Origin of the sequence: Longimycelium tulufanense (assembly GCF_014645795.1) — a bacterium.
Taxonomy (GTDB): Bacteria; Actinomycetota; Actinomycetes; order Mycobacteriales; family Pseudonocardiaceae; genus Longimycelium; species Longimycelium tulufanense.
Window position 1 is genome coordinate 34,479 of sequence record NZ_BMMK01000023.1, and the last position, 14,151, is coordinate 48,629.

The 14,151-nt window shown below is 69.6% G+C and carries 13 protein-coding genes and 1 pseudogene; 5 read left to right on the plus strand and 9 right to left on the minus strand.

Going from position 1 to position 14,151, the window contains the following annotated elements; translation table 11 throughout:
* Positions 1 to 185: 185 nt before the first annotated feature.
* On the minus strand, positions 186 to 674 hold the full coding sequence (gene greA / locus IEY55_RS21380) for a transcription elongation factor GreA (RefSeq protein WP_189060304.1): 489 nt from the start codon (positions 672 to 674) through the stop codon (positions 186 to 188).
* Positions 675 to 851: 177 nt separating this feature from the next.
* Positions 852 to 1,319, minus strand: a complete 468-nt coding sequence (locus IEY55_RS21385) for a DUF4307 domain-containing protein (protein WP_229686607.1) — start codon at positions 1,317 to 1,319, stop codon at positions 852 to 854.
* Positions 1,320 to 1,464: 145 nt separating this feature from the next.
* Between IEY55_RS21385 and mca the strand changes: the two genes are divergently transcribed.
* Positions 1,465 to 2,349, plus strand: coding sequence for a mycothiol conjugate amidase Mca (mca, locus tag IEY55_RS21390; protein WP_189060305.1), 885 nt, complete (start codon positions 1,465 to 1,467; stop codon positions 2,347 to 2,349).
* Positions 2,346 to 2,663: a hypothetical protein gene (locus tag IEY55_RS21395; protein ID WP_229686608.1), complete on the plus strand. Its 318-nt coding sequence runs from the start codon at positions 2,346 to 2,348 to the stop codon at positions 2,661 to 2,663. Before mca ends, IEY55_RS21395 begins: the two co-directional genes overlap by 4 nt.
* Before the next feature lie 260 nt (positions 2,664 to 2,923).
* On the opposite strand, the pseudogene IEY55_RS21400 reads toward IEY55_RS21395, so the two are convergent.
* A pseudogene (locus IEY55_RS21400) lies at positions 2,924 to 4,228 on the minus strand (AAA family ATPase); the annotation flags it as partial.
* Between the two features lie 58 nt (positions 4,229 to 4,286).
* Between IEY55_RS21400 and IEY55_RS21405 the strand changes: the two are divergent.
* Together IEY55_RS21405 and IEY55_RS21410 are read left to right on the plus strand one after the other, a co-directional pair.
* Positions 4,287 to 6,296: a thioredoxin domain-containing protein gene (locus IEY55_RS21405; RefSeq protein WP_189060307.1), complete on the plus strand. Its 2,010-nt coding sequence runs from the start codon at positions 4,287 to 4,289 to the stop codon at positions 6,294 to 6,296.
* Between the two features lie 243 nt (positions 6,297 to 6,539).
* Positions 6,540 to 7,289, plus strand: coding sequence for a class I SAM-dependent methyltransferase (locus tag IEY55_RS21410; protein ID WP_229686609.1), 750 nt, complete (start codon positions 6,540 to 6,542; stop codon positions 7,287 to 7,289).
* A 199-nt stretch (positions 7,290 to 7,488) separates the two neighbouring features.
* Here IEY55_RS21410 and trhA read toward each other — a convergent pair whose 3' ends face one another.
* Positions 7,489 to 8,178, minus strand: a complete 690-nt coding sequence (gene trhA / locus IEY55_RS21415) for a PAQR family membrane homeostasis protein TrhA (RefSeq protein WP_229686610.1) — start codon at positions 8,176 to 8,178, stop codon at positions 7,489 to 7,491.
* Positions 8,179 to 8,459: 281 nt separating this feature from the next.
* On the opposite strand from trhA, the gene IEY55_RS21420 reads away from it, so the two are divergent.
* Entirely contained in the window at positions 8,460 to 9,239 is a 780-nt protein-coding gene (locus IEY55_RS21420) for an isoprenyl transferase (protein WP_189060308.1), read from the plus strand.
* 626 nt (positions 9,240 to 9,865) lie between these two features.
* Here IEY55_RS21420 and IEY55_RS21425 read toward each other — a convergent pair.
* The 5 genes from IEY55_RS21425 to IEY55_RS21445 form a co-directional block, all read right to left on the minus strand.
* The gene (locus IEY55_RS21425; protein ID WP_189060309.1) at positions 9,866 to 10,135 is read right to left on the minus strand and encodes a hypothetical protein; all 270 of its coding nucleotides are present in this window, start codon (positions 10,133 to 10,135) and stop codon (positions 9,866 to 9,868) included.
* Between the two features lie 372 nt (positions 10,136 to 10,507).
* Positions 10,508 to 10,810, minus strand: coding sequence for a hypothetical protein (locus IEY55_RS21430; protein ID WP_189060310.1), 303 nt, complete (start codon positions 10,808 to 10,810; stop codon positions 10,508 to 10,510).
* 400 nt (positions 10,811 to 11,210) lie between these two features.
* Positions 11,211 to 11,510 carry a hypothetical protein gene (locus IEY55_RS21435; RefSeq protein WP_189060311.1) on the minus strand — a complete coding sequence of 100 codons (300 nt, stop codon included), beginning with the start codon at positions 11,508 to 11,510 and terminating at the stop codon, positions 11,211 to 11,213.
* A 400-nt stretch (positions 11,511 to 11,910) separates the two neighbouring features.
* Positions 11,911 to 12,219: a hypothetical protein gene (locus IEY55_RS21440; protein ID WP_189060312.1), complete on the minus strand. Its 309-nt coding sequence runs from the start codon at positions 12,217 to 12,219 to the stop codon at positions 11,911 to 11,913.
* A 386-nt stretch (positions 12,220 to 12,605) separates the two neighbouring features.
* Positions 12,606 to 12,875, minus strand: coding sequence for a hypothetical protein (locus IEY55_RS21445; RefSeq protein ID WP_189060313.1), 270 nt, complete (start codon positions 12,873 to 12,875; stop codon positions 12,606 to 12,608).
* Positions 12,876 to 14,151: the final 1,276 nt, after the last annotated feature.

Here is a 14,151-nt window from a genome sequence, read left to right on the forward strand (position 1 = left end):
GGGATGATGGCCCGCAGGATGGGGTGACGGGCGCCCCGGGACGTCAGGGCATCGAGGAATTCCCTGCTGTGCCTGAGTATCTGGCGATTCCCGGCCGCGGATGTGACGCGGGACCCGCGCACCCGGCGCGGGTCCCGCGTCACATCGGGGAAGATCGAGCAGGCCGACGGTGCCGGCCCGGTGGCTCAGCCGCGGTACGGTTCCGCCTTGAGCAGGGTCACCTTCATGGTGCCGCCGTTGGGCAGCTCGTACTCCCGGGTCTCGCCCTCCTTGGCACCCACCAGGGCCGAGCCCAGCGGCGAGTTGGGGGAGTAGACCTCCAGGTTGCCGTGCGAGCCCTCCTCGCGGGCGGCGAGCAGGAAGGTCTCGGTCTCGTCGTCGTCCTCGTAGCGGATGGTGACGACGCTGCCGGGGTGAGCGACACCCGACTCGGTGGGGGCCTCGCCGACCTTGGCGGTCCTCAGCAGCTGCTGCAGCTGCCGGATCCTCGACTCCTGCCGGCCCTGCTCCTCGCGCGCGGCGTGGTAGCCGCCGTTCTCCTTGAGGTCGCCCTCCTCGCGGCGCGCGTTGATCTCCGCGGCGATGGCCGGGCGATTGGCGATGAGCTCCTCCAGCTCGGTCTTGAGCCGGTCGTAAGCCTCCTGGGTCAGCCAGGTCACCTGGGTCTCGCTCACGGTCACCACTCCTCGTCGACTCCGGGCCCGCGGTTGCGGGTCGGCAGGTTCCGGGCGGGTGCCCGCCTGGAACGGAAAAACACGGCCCGCAGCGGGGCCGTGCTGACGGCGAGAGTAACACGTAGACAACGACCCGTGTCCGAAAAAAGCGCGGACAGGGCCTCTCGGAGCCGCCTTTCACCCGCTTGGCCGCGGCTCGCTCGACAAGTATGCAGGAACCTGGTACGAGCAGCCGAACACCTCCCCCGTGACGGCCCGCTTGGCCGTCCTGAGCAGCGTCGTCGTCACCGTCTGTCGCTCGCCCGGTGCGACCAGTACTTCCTTGCGGCCCGCCTCGTCCCCGTCCTGTGCACGCGCGCGCACAATGCAGAACGCGGCATCCCGCGGACGGTCCCGACGCACCTCGAAACTGATCTCCACCCTGTCGTCGGCAATGACACGGAAAGCGACCTGCTTTCCCTCGATCGGGGGTGGACCGAGGTTTCGATACGTGACGAACGAAACGACCGCGCCGATGACCACGACCACCCCGAGCAACACCGGGTAGAGCCAACGCGGGCCGCGCCGGCCCGCCCGCCGGCCGTAGCGGTCGGCGAGCGCGGCCGGGCTGCCGCCCGGCGGGGTGCTGTCGTCGATCTCGGCCACGGGCCGTCCGGACCTCCCAACGCCGAAGAGTCGTGGCAACGGGGACAATATGGGCCGACGCCCAAGTCCAACACGCCGAGTATCTCCCGTGCCGCCGCGCGTCCCGCGCCCGGCCCGGCACGGGGAGGAGGGACACCGGTCACCGATGGCCGAGAAGCTGCGTCTGATGACGGTGCACGCGCACCCGGACGACGAGTCCAGCAAGGGAGCGGCAACGACCGCCCGCTACGTGGCCGAGGGCCACGACGTGATGGTGGTCACCTGCACCGGTGGGGAGCGGGGCAGCATCCTCAATCCGAAGATGGATCGGCCCGAGGTGGCCACGAACCTGACCACGGTCCGGCGCGAGGAGATGGCCAGCGCGGCCAAGATCCTCGGGGTCCGGCACCACTGGCTGGGCTTCGTCGACTCCGGCCTGCCCGAGGGCAACCCGCTTCCGCCGCTGCCGGAGGACTGCTTCGCCGTGGCACCGCTGGCCGAGTCCACGGCGGCCCTGGTGCGGGTCATGCGGGAGTTCCGCCCGCACGTGGTGATCACCTACGACGAGAACGGCGGCTACCCGCACCCGGACCACATCCGCTGCCACGAGGTCTCGGTCGCCGCGTTCGACGCCTGCGGCGACCCCGACCGGTTCCCGGCGGCGGGCGAGCCCTGGCAACCGCTGAAGCTCTACTACTCGCACGGCTTCTCCCGGGCCAAGCTCACCGCCTTCCACGAGGCGTTGCAGGCCCGCGGCCTGGACTCGCCCTACGGCGACTGGCTCAACCGGTGGGACCCGGACCGGGCCGACGTCCTGGAGCGGGTGACCACACGCGTCGAGTGCGCGGACTACTTCGACCAGCGCGACGACGCGCTCAAGGCGCACGCCACCCAGATCGACCCGGACAGCCGCTGGTTCGCGGTGCCGCGCGAACTGGAGCGCGAGGTGTGGCCGACCGAGGAGTACGAGCTGGTGCGCTCCCTGGTGGACACCACGTTGCCGGAGGACGACCTGTTCGCCGGCGTTCGGGAGAAGGTGCGGGTCGCATGAGCGGCCCCGGCGTCGGCGCACTGTTGTCGGCCGGCTCGCCCGTGCCGGAGTCGATCGCGCTCGTCCAGCAACCCAGCCCCACTCCTACCCCCACCGAGCCCGGCGGACGCGGGGAGGACTTCGGCAAGTCCTCCCCGGTCGGACTGCTGCTGTTGATCCTGTTCTTCATCGCGGTCGCGCTCCTGGTCCGCTCGATGACCAAGCACCTGCGTCGGGTCCCGGCGAGCTTCGAGGAGCCGACGGAGGAGACGGGCAAGGAAGGCGGTCCGAAGGAGGACACGGGCGACGGCCCGGACCAGCCGAGCAAGGGCTGAAGCTGTCGGCCGGGGCCGCGGCCGAGCAGCACCACCGGGTCCTGGCATGCCAGTCACCCAGGGTCGAAACCAAGATCAACTAGGTGCGCTGGTGACCCACGACTTGATGTGGCCCGCCATCCATGGCGGCCATGGCGATGGACGGGCCACACCAATCCCCTCATCCGGTCGGATGACACCGGGTTGGCTCTGCCGGTCGCCCACCGTGCCACTCACGGCGCGGCTCCGGCCCGTCCGGCGCCGTCCCAGCACTCGGTTCATCCCAGCGGTCTTGGCTCCGGGTACTCCGGGACGAGCGGGCTGGTCGGCTGCGACCAGACCCGGTGCGCCAGCACCGAGACGACTTCCCGCTCCGGGTAGCGCAGGGCGGTGAGTGAGCCGCCGAACACGCAGCCGGTGTCCAGGCACATCGTGTTGTTCACCCACTCCGCCCGCGCGACCGGAGTGTGCCCGTACAGCACCATCGCCGGGCCGTGGTAGTCGCGGTACCAGGGCAGCCGGATCGGCAGCCCGTGCTCGTCGACCTCACCCCGTGCGTCGCCGTAGAGCGCGAAACTGCGCACCCGGTTCGACTCCTTGCCGTGGAACCGCTGCGGCAGACCCGCGTGCGCCACCACCAGGCGGCCGCCGTCGAGCAGGTAGTGGGGCTGCAGCCCGGCACAGAACTCCCGTACGCGCTCGCGGAACTCCGCGCTCTCGGTGTCCAACTGCTCCAGTGACTCGGCCAGCCCGTGCCGCACCTGCACCGCCCGGCCCGCCAGAGCGCGGGCGAGCTTGTCGTCGTGGTTGCCCCGCACCACCAGAGCCAACCCGGCGTCCACCATCCCCATGACCAGCCGCAGCACCCCGGGCACGTCCGGTCCGCGGTCCACCAGGTCGCCGAGGAACACGGCCTGCCGCCCCTCCGGGTGCCAGGCTCCCACCGCGCGGCCGCCGGCGTCCCGACGTAGCACCCAGCCGAGCCGCTCCAACAACTCCTCCAGCTCGGCCCGGCAGCCATGGACGTCGCCGATGACATCGAACGGCCCGGTGTCGGCCCGCCGGTCGTTGGGCAGTGGTTCCACCACGACCCGTGCCGCGTCGACCTCCTCGACCGTACTCAGCACGTGCACGATCTTGAAACCCTCGCCGGGCAGCCCGTCCACCGCACCACGCAGCAGCTCGATCTGCCGCCGCACCACGTCGGCCTCGACCGGGCGGGCCACCCGGCCGGTGGCGCGGACCCGGCACACCTCCTCGGGCAACGCCAGCACCACCGCGACCCGGGACACGTCGTGCTGTCGGCCCAGCCGCACCAGCGGCTCCCGTGCCCGCCGCTCGACGTTGGTCGCGTCGACCACGGTCAGCCGGCCGACCGCGAGCCGCTTGCCCACGGCACGGTGCAGCAGGTCGAAGGCGTCCAGCGTGGCGGTCTGGTCGCCGGGGTCGTCGGCGACCATCGCCCGGAAGGCGTCGCTGGACAGCACCTGGGTCGGTGTGAAGTGGCGGTGCGCGAACGTCGACTTGCCCGACCCGGCGGCACCCATCAGCACCACCAGCGAGCGGTCCGGGATCCTCAGCTCCACACCCCCAGTGTCGGCCGGGGAAGCTGCATCTCGCCGGCCGGGCTGGGAGGCTGGGGACATGGCGAACCGGCTAGCCGACTCCACCAGCCCCTACCTGCTGCAGCACGCGGACAACCCGGTCGACTGGTGGCCGTGGTGCCCGGCCGCGTTCGACGAGGCGCGGCGGCGGGACGTCCCGGTGCTGCTGTCCGTCGGCTACGCGGCCTGCCACTGGTGCCACGTGATGGCGCACGAGTCGTTCGAGGACGACGAGCTGGCCGAACTGATGAACGCCCACTTCGTCAACGTCAAGGTGGACCGGGAGGAACGGCCGGACGTCGACGCCGTCTACATGGGCGCCACCCAGGCCATGACCGGGCAGGGCGGATGGCCGATGACCTGCTTCCTGACCCCCGACGGCGAGCCGTTCCACTGCGGCACCTACTACCCGCCCACGCCCCTGCACGGCATGCCGTCGTTCCGGCAGCTGCTCGAGGCGGTGCACGACGCGTGGCAGGAGCGCGGCGCGGAGGTGCGCTCCGCGGCGAGGCACGTGGTGGAGCAACTCACCACCCACGACCACCCGCTGCCGGTGTCCACCATGGACGAGCAGGTGCTCGAGGACGCCGTGGCCCGGCTACGTGGGGAGTTCGACCCGGGCAACGCCGGCTTCGGCGGCGCACCCAAGTTCCCGCCGTCCATGGTGCTGGAGTTCCTGCTGCGCCACCACGAGCGCACCGGCTCCGACACCGCGCTGGCCATGGTGGACGCCACCTGCGAGGCAATGGCCCGCGGCGGCATGTACGACCAGCTCGCCGGCGGTTTCGCCCGGTACAGCGTCGACGCGGCATGGGTGGTGCCGCACTTCGAGAAGATGCTGTACGACAACGCGCTGCTGCTCCGCGTCTACGCCCACCTGGCACGGTGCACCGGATCGGCACTGGCCCGGCGCGTTGCCGAGGAGACCGCGGGGTTCCTGCTCCGCGACCTGCGCACCCAGGAGGGCGGGTTCGCCGCCTCACTGGACGCCGACACCGACGGTGTCGAGGGCCTGACCTACGTGTGGACCCCCGAGCAGCTGGTCGAGGAACTGGGGGAGGAGGACGGGCGCTGGGCCGCGCGCCTGTTCACCGTCACCGAGGAGGGCACGTTCGAGCACGGGACCTCCACCCTGCAGCTCCCGGAGGATCCGGGGGACGTGGGCCGCTGGGAACGCGCCCGCTCGACGTTGTTCCAGGCCCGGTTCCGGCGCCCCCAGCCCGGCCGGGACGACAAGGTGGTCACGGCGTGGAACGGGCTGGCCGTCACCGCGCTCGCCGAGGCGAGTACGGCCCTGGAGCGACCGGAGTGGGTGGCCGCCGCGGTGGCCGCGGCCGAGCTGGTCACCGAGCGCCACCTGGTGGATGGCCGGCTGCGCCGCAGCTCGCGGGACGGGGTCGTGGGCGCCGCCGAAGCGGTGCTGGAGGACCACGGCTGCATGGCCGAGGGACTGCTCACCCTGCACCAGACAACCGGCGAGGCACGCTGGCTGGACCGGGCATGCGCGGTGCTCGACGCCGCGCTGGGGCGGTTCGCGCGGCCGGACGCCCCGGGCGCGTTCCACGACACCGCCCACGACGCCGAGGCCCTCGTGCAGCGACCCTCCGACCCGGCCGACACCGCCAGCCCCGCCGGCGCCTCCGCGGTGACCGCCGCGTTGGTGGCCGCTTCAGCGCTAGCCGGCCCGGAGCGAGCCAACCGGTACCGGGAGGTCGCCGAGGCGGCGTTGGGACGGTCGGGGCTGCTCGCGGCGCGGGCACCCCGGTTCGCCGGGCACTGGCTCACCGCGGCCGAAGCCGTCCAGCACGGGCCGCTCCAGGTGGCCGTGGCCGGGGAGGGCCCGGCGGCGGGGGAACTGGTGGCGGCGGCACGCGGTGCGGCACCCGGGGGTGCCGTGGTGGTGGCCGGTGCGCCGGACGCCCCCGGAGTGCCGTTGCTCGCGGACCGGCCGTTGGTCGACGGGCAGCCCGCGGCATACGTGTGCCGCGGCTACGTCTGCCACCGCCCGGTCACCTCGGTCGCCGAGCTCCGCCAGGAACTGACCGGCTGAGCCCGCTCCCGGTGACCGAGCGCGCCTTCACCAGCGGTGGCCATACCCCCGCCCTCACCGGGGGCTCGCGCCCCGCGTCGAGCTTAGTGATCAGTAAAAGCGCGGGTCAAAGGGCTATCCACAGGCTCGAGGGGTTGTCCACAGTGCAGGCTCGCGCACTTGACAAGGTGGTTCCAGACAGGGCGCGGAGCGCTCTGTCCCGCCCGGGGCCGACCCGGCCCGGGCCTCGGGGAGCCCTCCGTCATGAGCGTGGCCGAGACACGTCCCTCCTCCGACGGCGGACACATGGCGTTGAAGTCTGCGTTGACGGGGGAGTTCATGAACGCGACCTGGAGATTGCAGCAGTGGTTGACCGAACCGAACAATCCGAGATCACTGTCGGCGAGAGCCAGGGCGAAGCGCTGGCGGGAGTTCATCTCCCGGTTCCCCGACCTGTCCGCGATGCGGGTACTCGACCTCGGTGGCCTGCCCTCGTTCTGGCGCACGGTTCCCCAGCATCCCGCGCAGGTCGTCACGGTGAACATCGCTGACGCCGAGGTGACCGCGCCGTGGTTGCGCCACGTCGTCGATGATGCCTGCGCCCCGAACAGCCTCCGGGGTGAGCGCTTTGACCTGGTGGTGTCCAACAGCCTGCTGGAACACGTCGGCGGATACGCACGTCGCCGCGCATTGGCGTCGGTGATTCACGAGTACGCCGACCTGCACTGGGTGCAGACACCGTACCGGTTCTTTCCGATCGAGCCGCATTGGGCGTTTCCCGGCATGCAGTTCCTGCCGGTGCGGTTGCAAACCGTAGCGGCGCGACACTGGCCACTCTCACACGGTAAGGCACCTGATCACCACAATGCGGTGGACGCGGTGCTCGGCACCGAACTGCTGTCGCTGACCGAGATGCGGCTGCTCTTCCCGAAGTCCACGATCTGGCACGAGCGGGTGCTGGGCCTGACCAAGTCCCTGGTCGCCGTGCAGGACCGTCCGGCGTCGCCGGCGTAGCCGGACCGGACCGACGGCCGGAAAAGTTGATCGTCAGCTCGGGCCAGCGCGGCACCCTTGCCGATGCGCCCCGTCAGAACCTCTCAAACCCTCACTGGCCTCAAGCCGGTGGGGGATTGAGACCAACCGGGTCCGGGAGGGCTGGTGAGTCTGCGATGACCTGACGTCCAGCGAGGTCAACGAGATGACGAGCCGCAGGTCAGGGGTAGAGCGCGAACCAGATCGCGATGTAGTGGCAGATGGCGGCCACGACCGTGGCCGCGTGGAAGAACTCGTGGTACCCGAACACCTTCGGCCACGGGTCCGGCCAGCGGGAGGCGTAGAAGACCGCGCCCGCCGTGTACAACACGCCGCCCACGAGCAGCAGCACCAGCGCGGTCACACCGACGTGGTGCAGTAGCTGCGGCAGCACGAACACCGCCACCCAGCCCAGCGCGACGTAGATCGGCACCCCGAGCCAGCGCGGCGCGTGCGGCCAGGCCAGCTTGAGCGTCACCCCGGCCAGCGCGCCGGCCCACACCACGGCCAGCACGATCGCCCCGGTGTGGGCGGGCATCGCCAGCAGCGAGAAGGGCGTGTACGTCCCCGCGATGAACACGAAGATCATCGAGTGGTCGAGCCGCTTCATCCACGTCCGCGCGACCGCGCTCGCCCAGTTCCGGCGGTGGTAGAGGGCGCTCACCCCGAACAACCCGCAGACGGTCACCGCGTAGACGGCGGTGCCGAGGGCGGCCTTCGCCGAGACGGTGGTCCCCGCCAGCGACACCAGGCTGGCACCGGCCAGCACCGACACCACGAACGACCAGAAGTGGATCCAGCCACGAGCCCGTGGCTTCAGGATCGGTTGCAGCCCTTCGCCCTGCCAGACGGCCCCTGTCGCGGTGGTCACGAGCACGAGGCTACGGGACCGTAGGTGGGGCTTCCCCGCTCTGTGCTCGGCAGCACACGGGGCGAAATCCGGGTTCCACGGCAAAGAGAGCGGGTTACGCACTCTCCCCGAGTCTTCCGGATCACGGAACGACCTTTACCGCGCCAACCGGTGGCCCGCCGCTGGCAGCGGCACACCACAATCGGCCCTGACACCGCCCTCCTCGCGGTGCGTACCGGACGGACTGCGCAGGGCGAGTGTCCCCGAATGCGGCTGCGGCGGTCGGCGTAGTCTGCCCTGACGTGGGGTTGCGTTCACGAGTCAAGGACGTGCTGTACGGCTTCTACGAGCGGCGCCTGCGCCGCGAGCTGGAGGGCGCGCAGCGGCCCAGGCACGTGGGCGTCATCCTGGACGGCAACCGCCGCTGGGCCCGTGAGGCCGGCTTCACCGACGTCAGCCACGGCCACCGGGTGGGCGCCCAACGCATCGCCGACCTGCTCTCCTGGTGCCGGGAGGCCGGCGTCGAGGTGGTCACCCTGTGGCTGCTCGCCACCGACAACCTCAAACGGCCGGACGAGGAACTCCAGCCTCTGCTCGAGATCATCGCCGACGTCGTCGACGAGATCACCGAACCGGGCACGTCGTGGCGGGTGCGTGTCGTGGGTGCCATGGAGATGCTGCCCACCGGGATCGCGGCTCGGCTCTCGGCCGCCGCACTGCGTACCGAGGGCCGCGCCGGCATGCAGGTGAACGCGGCGGTCGGCTACGGCGGCCGGCAGGAGATCGCCGACGCCGTCCGCAAGCTCCTCCTCCGGCACGCCGAGGCCGGCACCACGATCGAGGAGCTGGCCGAGGTGCTCGATGTCGACCACATCGCCGAGCACCTCTACACCTCCGGCCAACCCGACCCGGACCTGGTCATCCGCACCTCCGGCGAACAACGGCTGAGCGGGTTCCTGCTCTGGCAGTCCGCGCACTCCGAGTTCTGGTTCTGCGAGGCGTACTGGCCGGCCTTCCGCCGGGTGGACTTCCTGCGCGCCCTCCGCGACTACGCCGCCCGACACCGCCGATTCGGTTCGTAGCAGCGAAATCCCCCTTGCCCCGGGGAAGAAGAGCTCGACTGCTCATCGCTGCGGCGCGAAGCACGGCCCCTACATGACCGGCCACGTCCCCCACTCTGACCGGAGGATCCTCGCGATCCGCGGTGCGCTGTCGCACGAATCAGTTACTGCGGTTCGACCACTGCGGTGACCACTCACCGTCGACAGGCTGGCAGCACTCACGCACCCCTGGCGACAGCACTCGCGCAGACTCGGTGAACGTTCCTGGACACCGCACCGGGGAACTGACCCACAGCGCCGCGGGCCGGAGCGGTGAGGGCGTGACCTCATCCGCAAACTTCCCCCGCCGTCGGCGGCGGTGAACCACACCTTCCTCATGATCGGTGACGAGCAGCCAGACGGTGACCGCCTCGGCGCCGACCTCCCGGCATCGTGAGATGGAGGGCGTTGCTTCCCGAAGCCGCAGGGAAACAGCCGGCCGTCCCAGGCTCAATGGCCCCACACGGGCTCGAGCACAAATGCCACCACAGACTCGCTGCTGTGCCGCGCGGAAACGGCCCACGAACAGAGACAGGGGCGCCGGGCACAAGCCCAGCGCCCCCGCCTCGTGGGACACCTCAACCGGGAGACACCGGTCGAAGCGAGTCTCAGCTCTCCAGGGCCGCCTTGGACTCGGCGCAGGTGCCCATGAACATCGGGGACAGGATCGGCACCGCGGCACCCAGCACGCCGATGTTGTTCTGCGCGACGCAGATCGGGATCTGGATCTGGTTGGCGTTCAGGATGTTGACCGCGCCGTTCCAGTCGTTGTCCTCGATCTCACCGTGGTGGCCGTACCCCCCAGCCATGGCCGGGGCAGACATCATCGCCAGACCGGCAGCAGTGGCGGCGACGACGCCAGCGGTCTTCTTGAGCATTGAGCTCTCCTCTTTCCCTCTTTCTGGGAGTCCTCGGCACACGTCTCGACAATGAGCCAGGTGTCTCCGAGGTCTGCTGTAGGGGATTCCGAGAGGTGTCCCCTCGGAACAGATGCGCCACGGTCGTTCAAGGTCGGGACCGGTGGGCAGGTGTGACATTACCGGGATCGGGGCGAAAACAAAAATCCAGTCGCTCGATCGTGGGTATCGGCGCCCCTGACCTGGGCTTTCCCCGTTGGTTGATAGTCGGTGCAACCATCGGAATGGCCGTTCCTCGATCACCTGGTGGAGTGTTGACCGAATTGATATCTGTGCGCATAACGAAAAGGGCGGGGGAGCACGCTCCCCCGCCCTTTTCCCGGCGTGCCGACCTCAGCGCCGGTGGTGCTTCTTGTGGCCCTTGTGGAGGTGCATGTCGTCGGTCATCACCGCGGTGGACTCGGCGCAGGTGCCCATGAACATCGGGGACAGGATCGGGACGGCGAACCCGATCAGCGCGCCGACGTTGTTCTGCGCCAGGCAGACCGGGATCTGGACCTGGTTGGCGTCGACCAGGTTGATCGAGCCGTTCCAGTCGTTGCTCTCGGCGTCGATGTGGCCGGCCATCGCGGGCCCGGCCGTCATGGTCAGGACACCGGCGGTCGCGACAGCGGCTCCAACGGTCTTCTTGAGCACTGCGCTCTCCTTGCTGTGTGACATCGCGTCCGGTTGGAGAACGAACGCGAGAGGGGTGAGAGGGAAAACTTTGCTGGGCTTTGCTGGGCTCGGGTGCGGGTGGGAGGCCCTGGGAATCTTCGCGGGTGGGCCGCTGGGGAGGGCGGTTCGCCATTCACCGGGCGGGTTATCGGTAGCGGGGGAGGCGTGGCTGCCGATGGTGGGTGGCTGGAGGGTCAGCAGCCGGTGGACGTCGTCGCGACTGACGGAGTGCGACAGTGTTTGGGGAGTTCACTCCGGTAACTGCCGCAGTCCCGTCGCAGCGTCGGGGTTCGCCAACCGCACTGTTCGGGCCTCGTGACCAAGTGCGGGGCAAGGGCGTGTGAGAAACCGGAAACCCTTGCCCCGCACCGGTCTCGGCTCAGCGCCGGTGGTGCTTCTTGTGGCCCTTGTGGAGGTGCATGTCGTCGGTCATCACCGCGGTGGACTCGGCGCAGGTGCCCATGAACATCGGGGACAGGACCGGGATCGCGGCACCCAGCACGCCGATGTTGTTCTGCGCCAGGCAGATCGGGACCTGCAGCTGGTTGGCGTCGACCAGGTTGATCGAGCCGTTCCAGTCGTTGCTCTCGGCGTCGATGTGGCCGGCCATCGCGGGCCCGGCCGTCATGGTGAGGGCGCCGGCGGTGGCGGCAACGACGCCAACGGTCTTCTTGAGCACTGCGCTCTCCTTGCTGTGTGACATCGCGTCCGGTTGGAGAACGAACGCGAGAGGGGTGAGAGGGAAAACTTTGCTGGGCTTTGCTGGGCTCGGGTGCGGGTGGGAGGCCCTGGGAATCTTCGCGGGTGGGCCGCTGGGGAGGGCGGTTCGCCATTCACCGGGCGGGTTATCGGTAGCGGGGGAGGCGTGGCTGCCGATGGTGGGTGGCTGGAGGGTCAGCAGCCGGTGGACGACGTCGCGACTGACGAAGTGCGGCAGTGCTCGGTGGTTCGTGCCGGTACTGCACGCAGTCCCGTCGCAGCGTCGGGGTTCGCCAACCGCACCGTTCCGGTCTTGTCACCGGTCGCGGGGCAAGGGCTCAGGCCTAGCCAGGAAACCCTCGCCCCGCACCGGATCCAGGTCAGCGCCGGTGGTGCTTGTGGTGCTTCTTGTGGCCCTTGTAGACGTGCATGTCGTCGGTCATCACCGCGGTGGACTTGGCGCAGGTGCCCATGAACATCGGGGACAGGATCGGCACCGCGGCACCCAGCACGCCGATGTTGTTCTGCGCGAAGCAGATGGGAACCTGCAGCTGGTTGGCGTCCAGCAGGTTGATCGAGCCGTTCCAGTCGTTGCTCTCGGCGTCGATGTGGCCGGCCATCGCGGGCCCGGCCGTCATGGTGAGGGCGCCGGCGGTGGCGGCAACGACGCCAACGGTCTTCTTGAGCACTTCGCTCTCCTTCGTATTTCCCTCGTCCTGGGAGCCCCGGCCCACGCTGCGGAGCCGAGGAGATCGGGCGAGGGGTTCGGCGAACCCCTCAACCGAAGAAGATGGGTACCGGTGCGCCGATCGGTGGTGATCGGTGGCCGGCGAGCGGTGAGGCTACTAAAGCCAGGGCCGAGGGAAGAAATTGGTTACCACCATAGTGGGATCTCCCGTGAGCTGTGAGCTTCTGTCCGCTCGCGTGTTTCTCAAGCGCACCGGAATTAAAATTATGAAAGAAATATCGGCGGTACAACCATCCGCCTAAATGGCTCGATGGGGTGATCTGTAACCGCCGCTGCCGCACGTGGAAGGCGCTGGATCCGTCATGGCCCAGCGCCTTCCACGGAGGATCAGCTCTCCAGGACCGCCTTGGACTCAACGCAGGTACCCATGAACATCGGCGAGAGCAGCGGCAGCGCGAGGCCCAGCGCGCCGACGTTGTTCTGCGCCAGGCAGATCGGGATCTGGATCTGGTTGGCGTCGACCAGGTTGATCGAACCGTTCCAGTCGTTGTCCTCGATCTCACCGTGGTGGCCGTACCCCCCAGCCATGGCCGGGGCGGAAGCCATCGTCAGACCGGCAGCAGTGGCGGCCACGACGCCGGCGGTCTTCTTGAGCATTGAGCTCTCCTTCGAAACGTGCGGGAAACGACGACCGACGCGCCAGTGACTGACGTCGGTGGCAGGGAACCCGGCAGGGGAACCCCACTCTTGCCGCGGTCTTTCCCCATCGGTGGGGCCGCGCGGCGCGGATGCAGGTTACTGAAGTCCCGGCGGGGAGAAAAATTCTGTTCCACCATTGTGTGATCTTCGTCGAGAAGTCACCACGAGGAATTGCAGAACCCGGTCGTGGCGCATACCGGAAAGGGTGACGTTATCTTCGGTCGTCACGACAGGTAGCTGCCGGGTGGGTCCCGACCCAACCCTGCTCGCCGAAACGGCTGGTACGGGGGGCATCCGTGGAACCATGCCGAAGCCTTTCACGTCGAGCCGTGCCGCGGCGTGAATCGTCACGGGGTCTGGGGAGGTCCGGGCCGCCGCACTCGCTCCGGAGACGTTGCGGTTCCGGGTATGCCACGACCTGTCCACCTGCGGCAAGGGCACTTTCCCCGGTGCGGTGGGAGCCGGGCTGAGGTGTCGGACGTGCCCGCCGGGGCCTGCCGCGGGGCAGCCGACAAGAACCTCGTTGGCGAGCTCGTGGTGGACGGCGGTGTGGTGGGAACGGGGCGAGGAGCGCCCGGGTCGGAATGGTCCGGCGGGTGACCGGGGCTTGCCGAAAGTTGGTGCGGAGCAGGCAGGACCCGACCGCGGTCGGGTGTCGATGCTGGCACGGCCCACCCTCGGACGGCCGGGTGCGCGAGGCCCAACGCGAGCCGCGTCAGGTGTTGGGCGACCACGAGCCCGGTCAGCGCGGAGGTGTCATGCAGGACCAGGATGCTGGCCACCTGCTCGTCCCAGTAGGTCACGGTGCGCTCGAACCCGATGAGCGGTGAGAACGGGTTCGGAAGGCTGTCCAGCGCAGCATCGGCCGCGAGTGGCGAGGAGGGTGCGGTGGCGGGGCCCCGGAGCGCGGGATCGATGGGTCACCGGTCCGACCAGGGCTCTTCCTGCGATCGCTGAGAGAGAATCGGGAAAGTCGTTGGATGGCGCGGCGTTGACTGGGAGAGAGGCGCAGCGCGCTAGGAGCCCGCCACAGGCAGCCGGGCCAGGATCGAGCTCTTCATACCGCTTACCGGCTAGAACTGTGCCGCGAGTAGCAGTCAGCCCGCCGATCGTGGCCGTGGTACGCGGCACCCGGTTGTCGACGGCCTGATCGAGCGATCAATCGGGTCGGCGTAGGACTTTCCTACGTGCCCGGGCGGTCCCGGATGCGTCGAGGCGCCGGACCCGCGGGTCC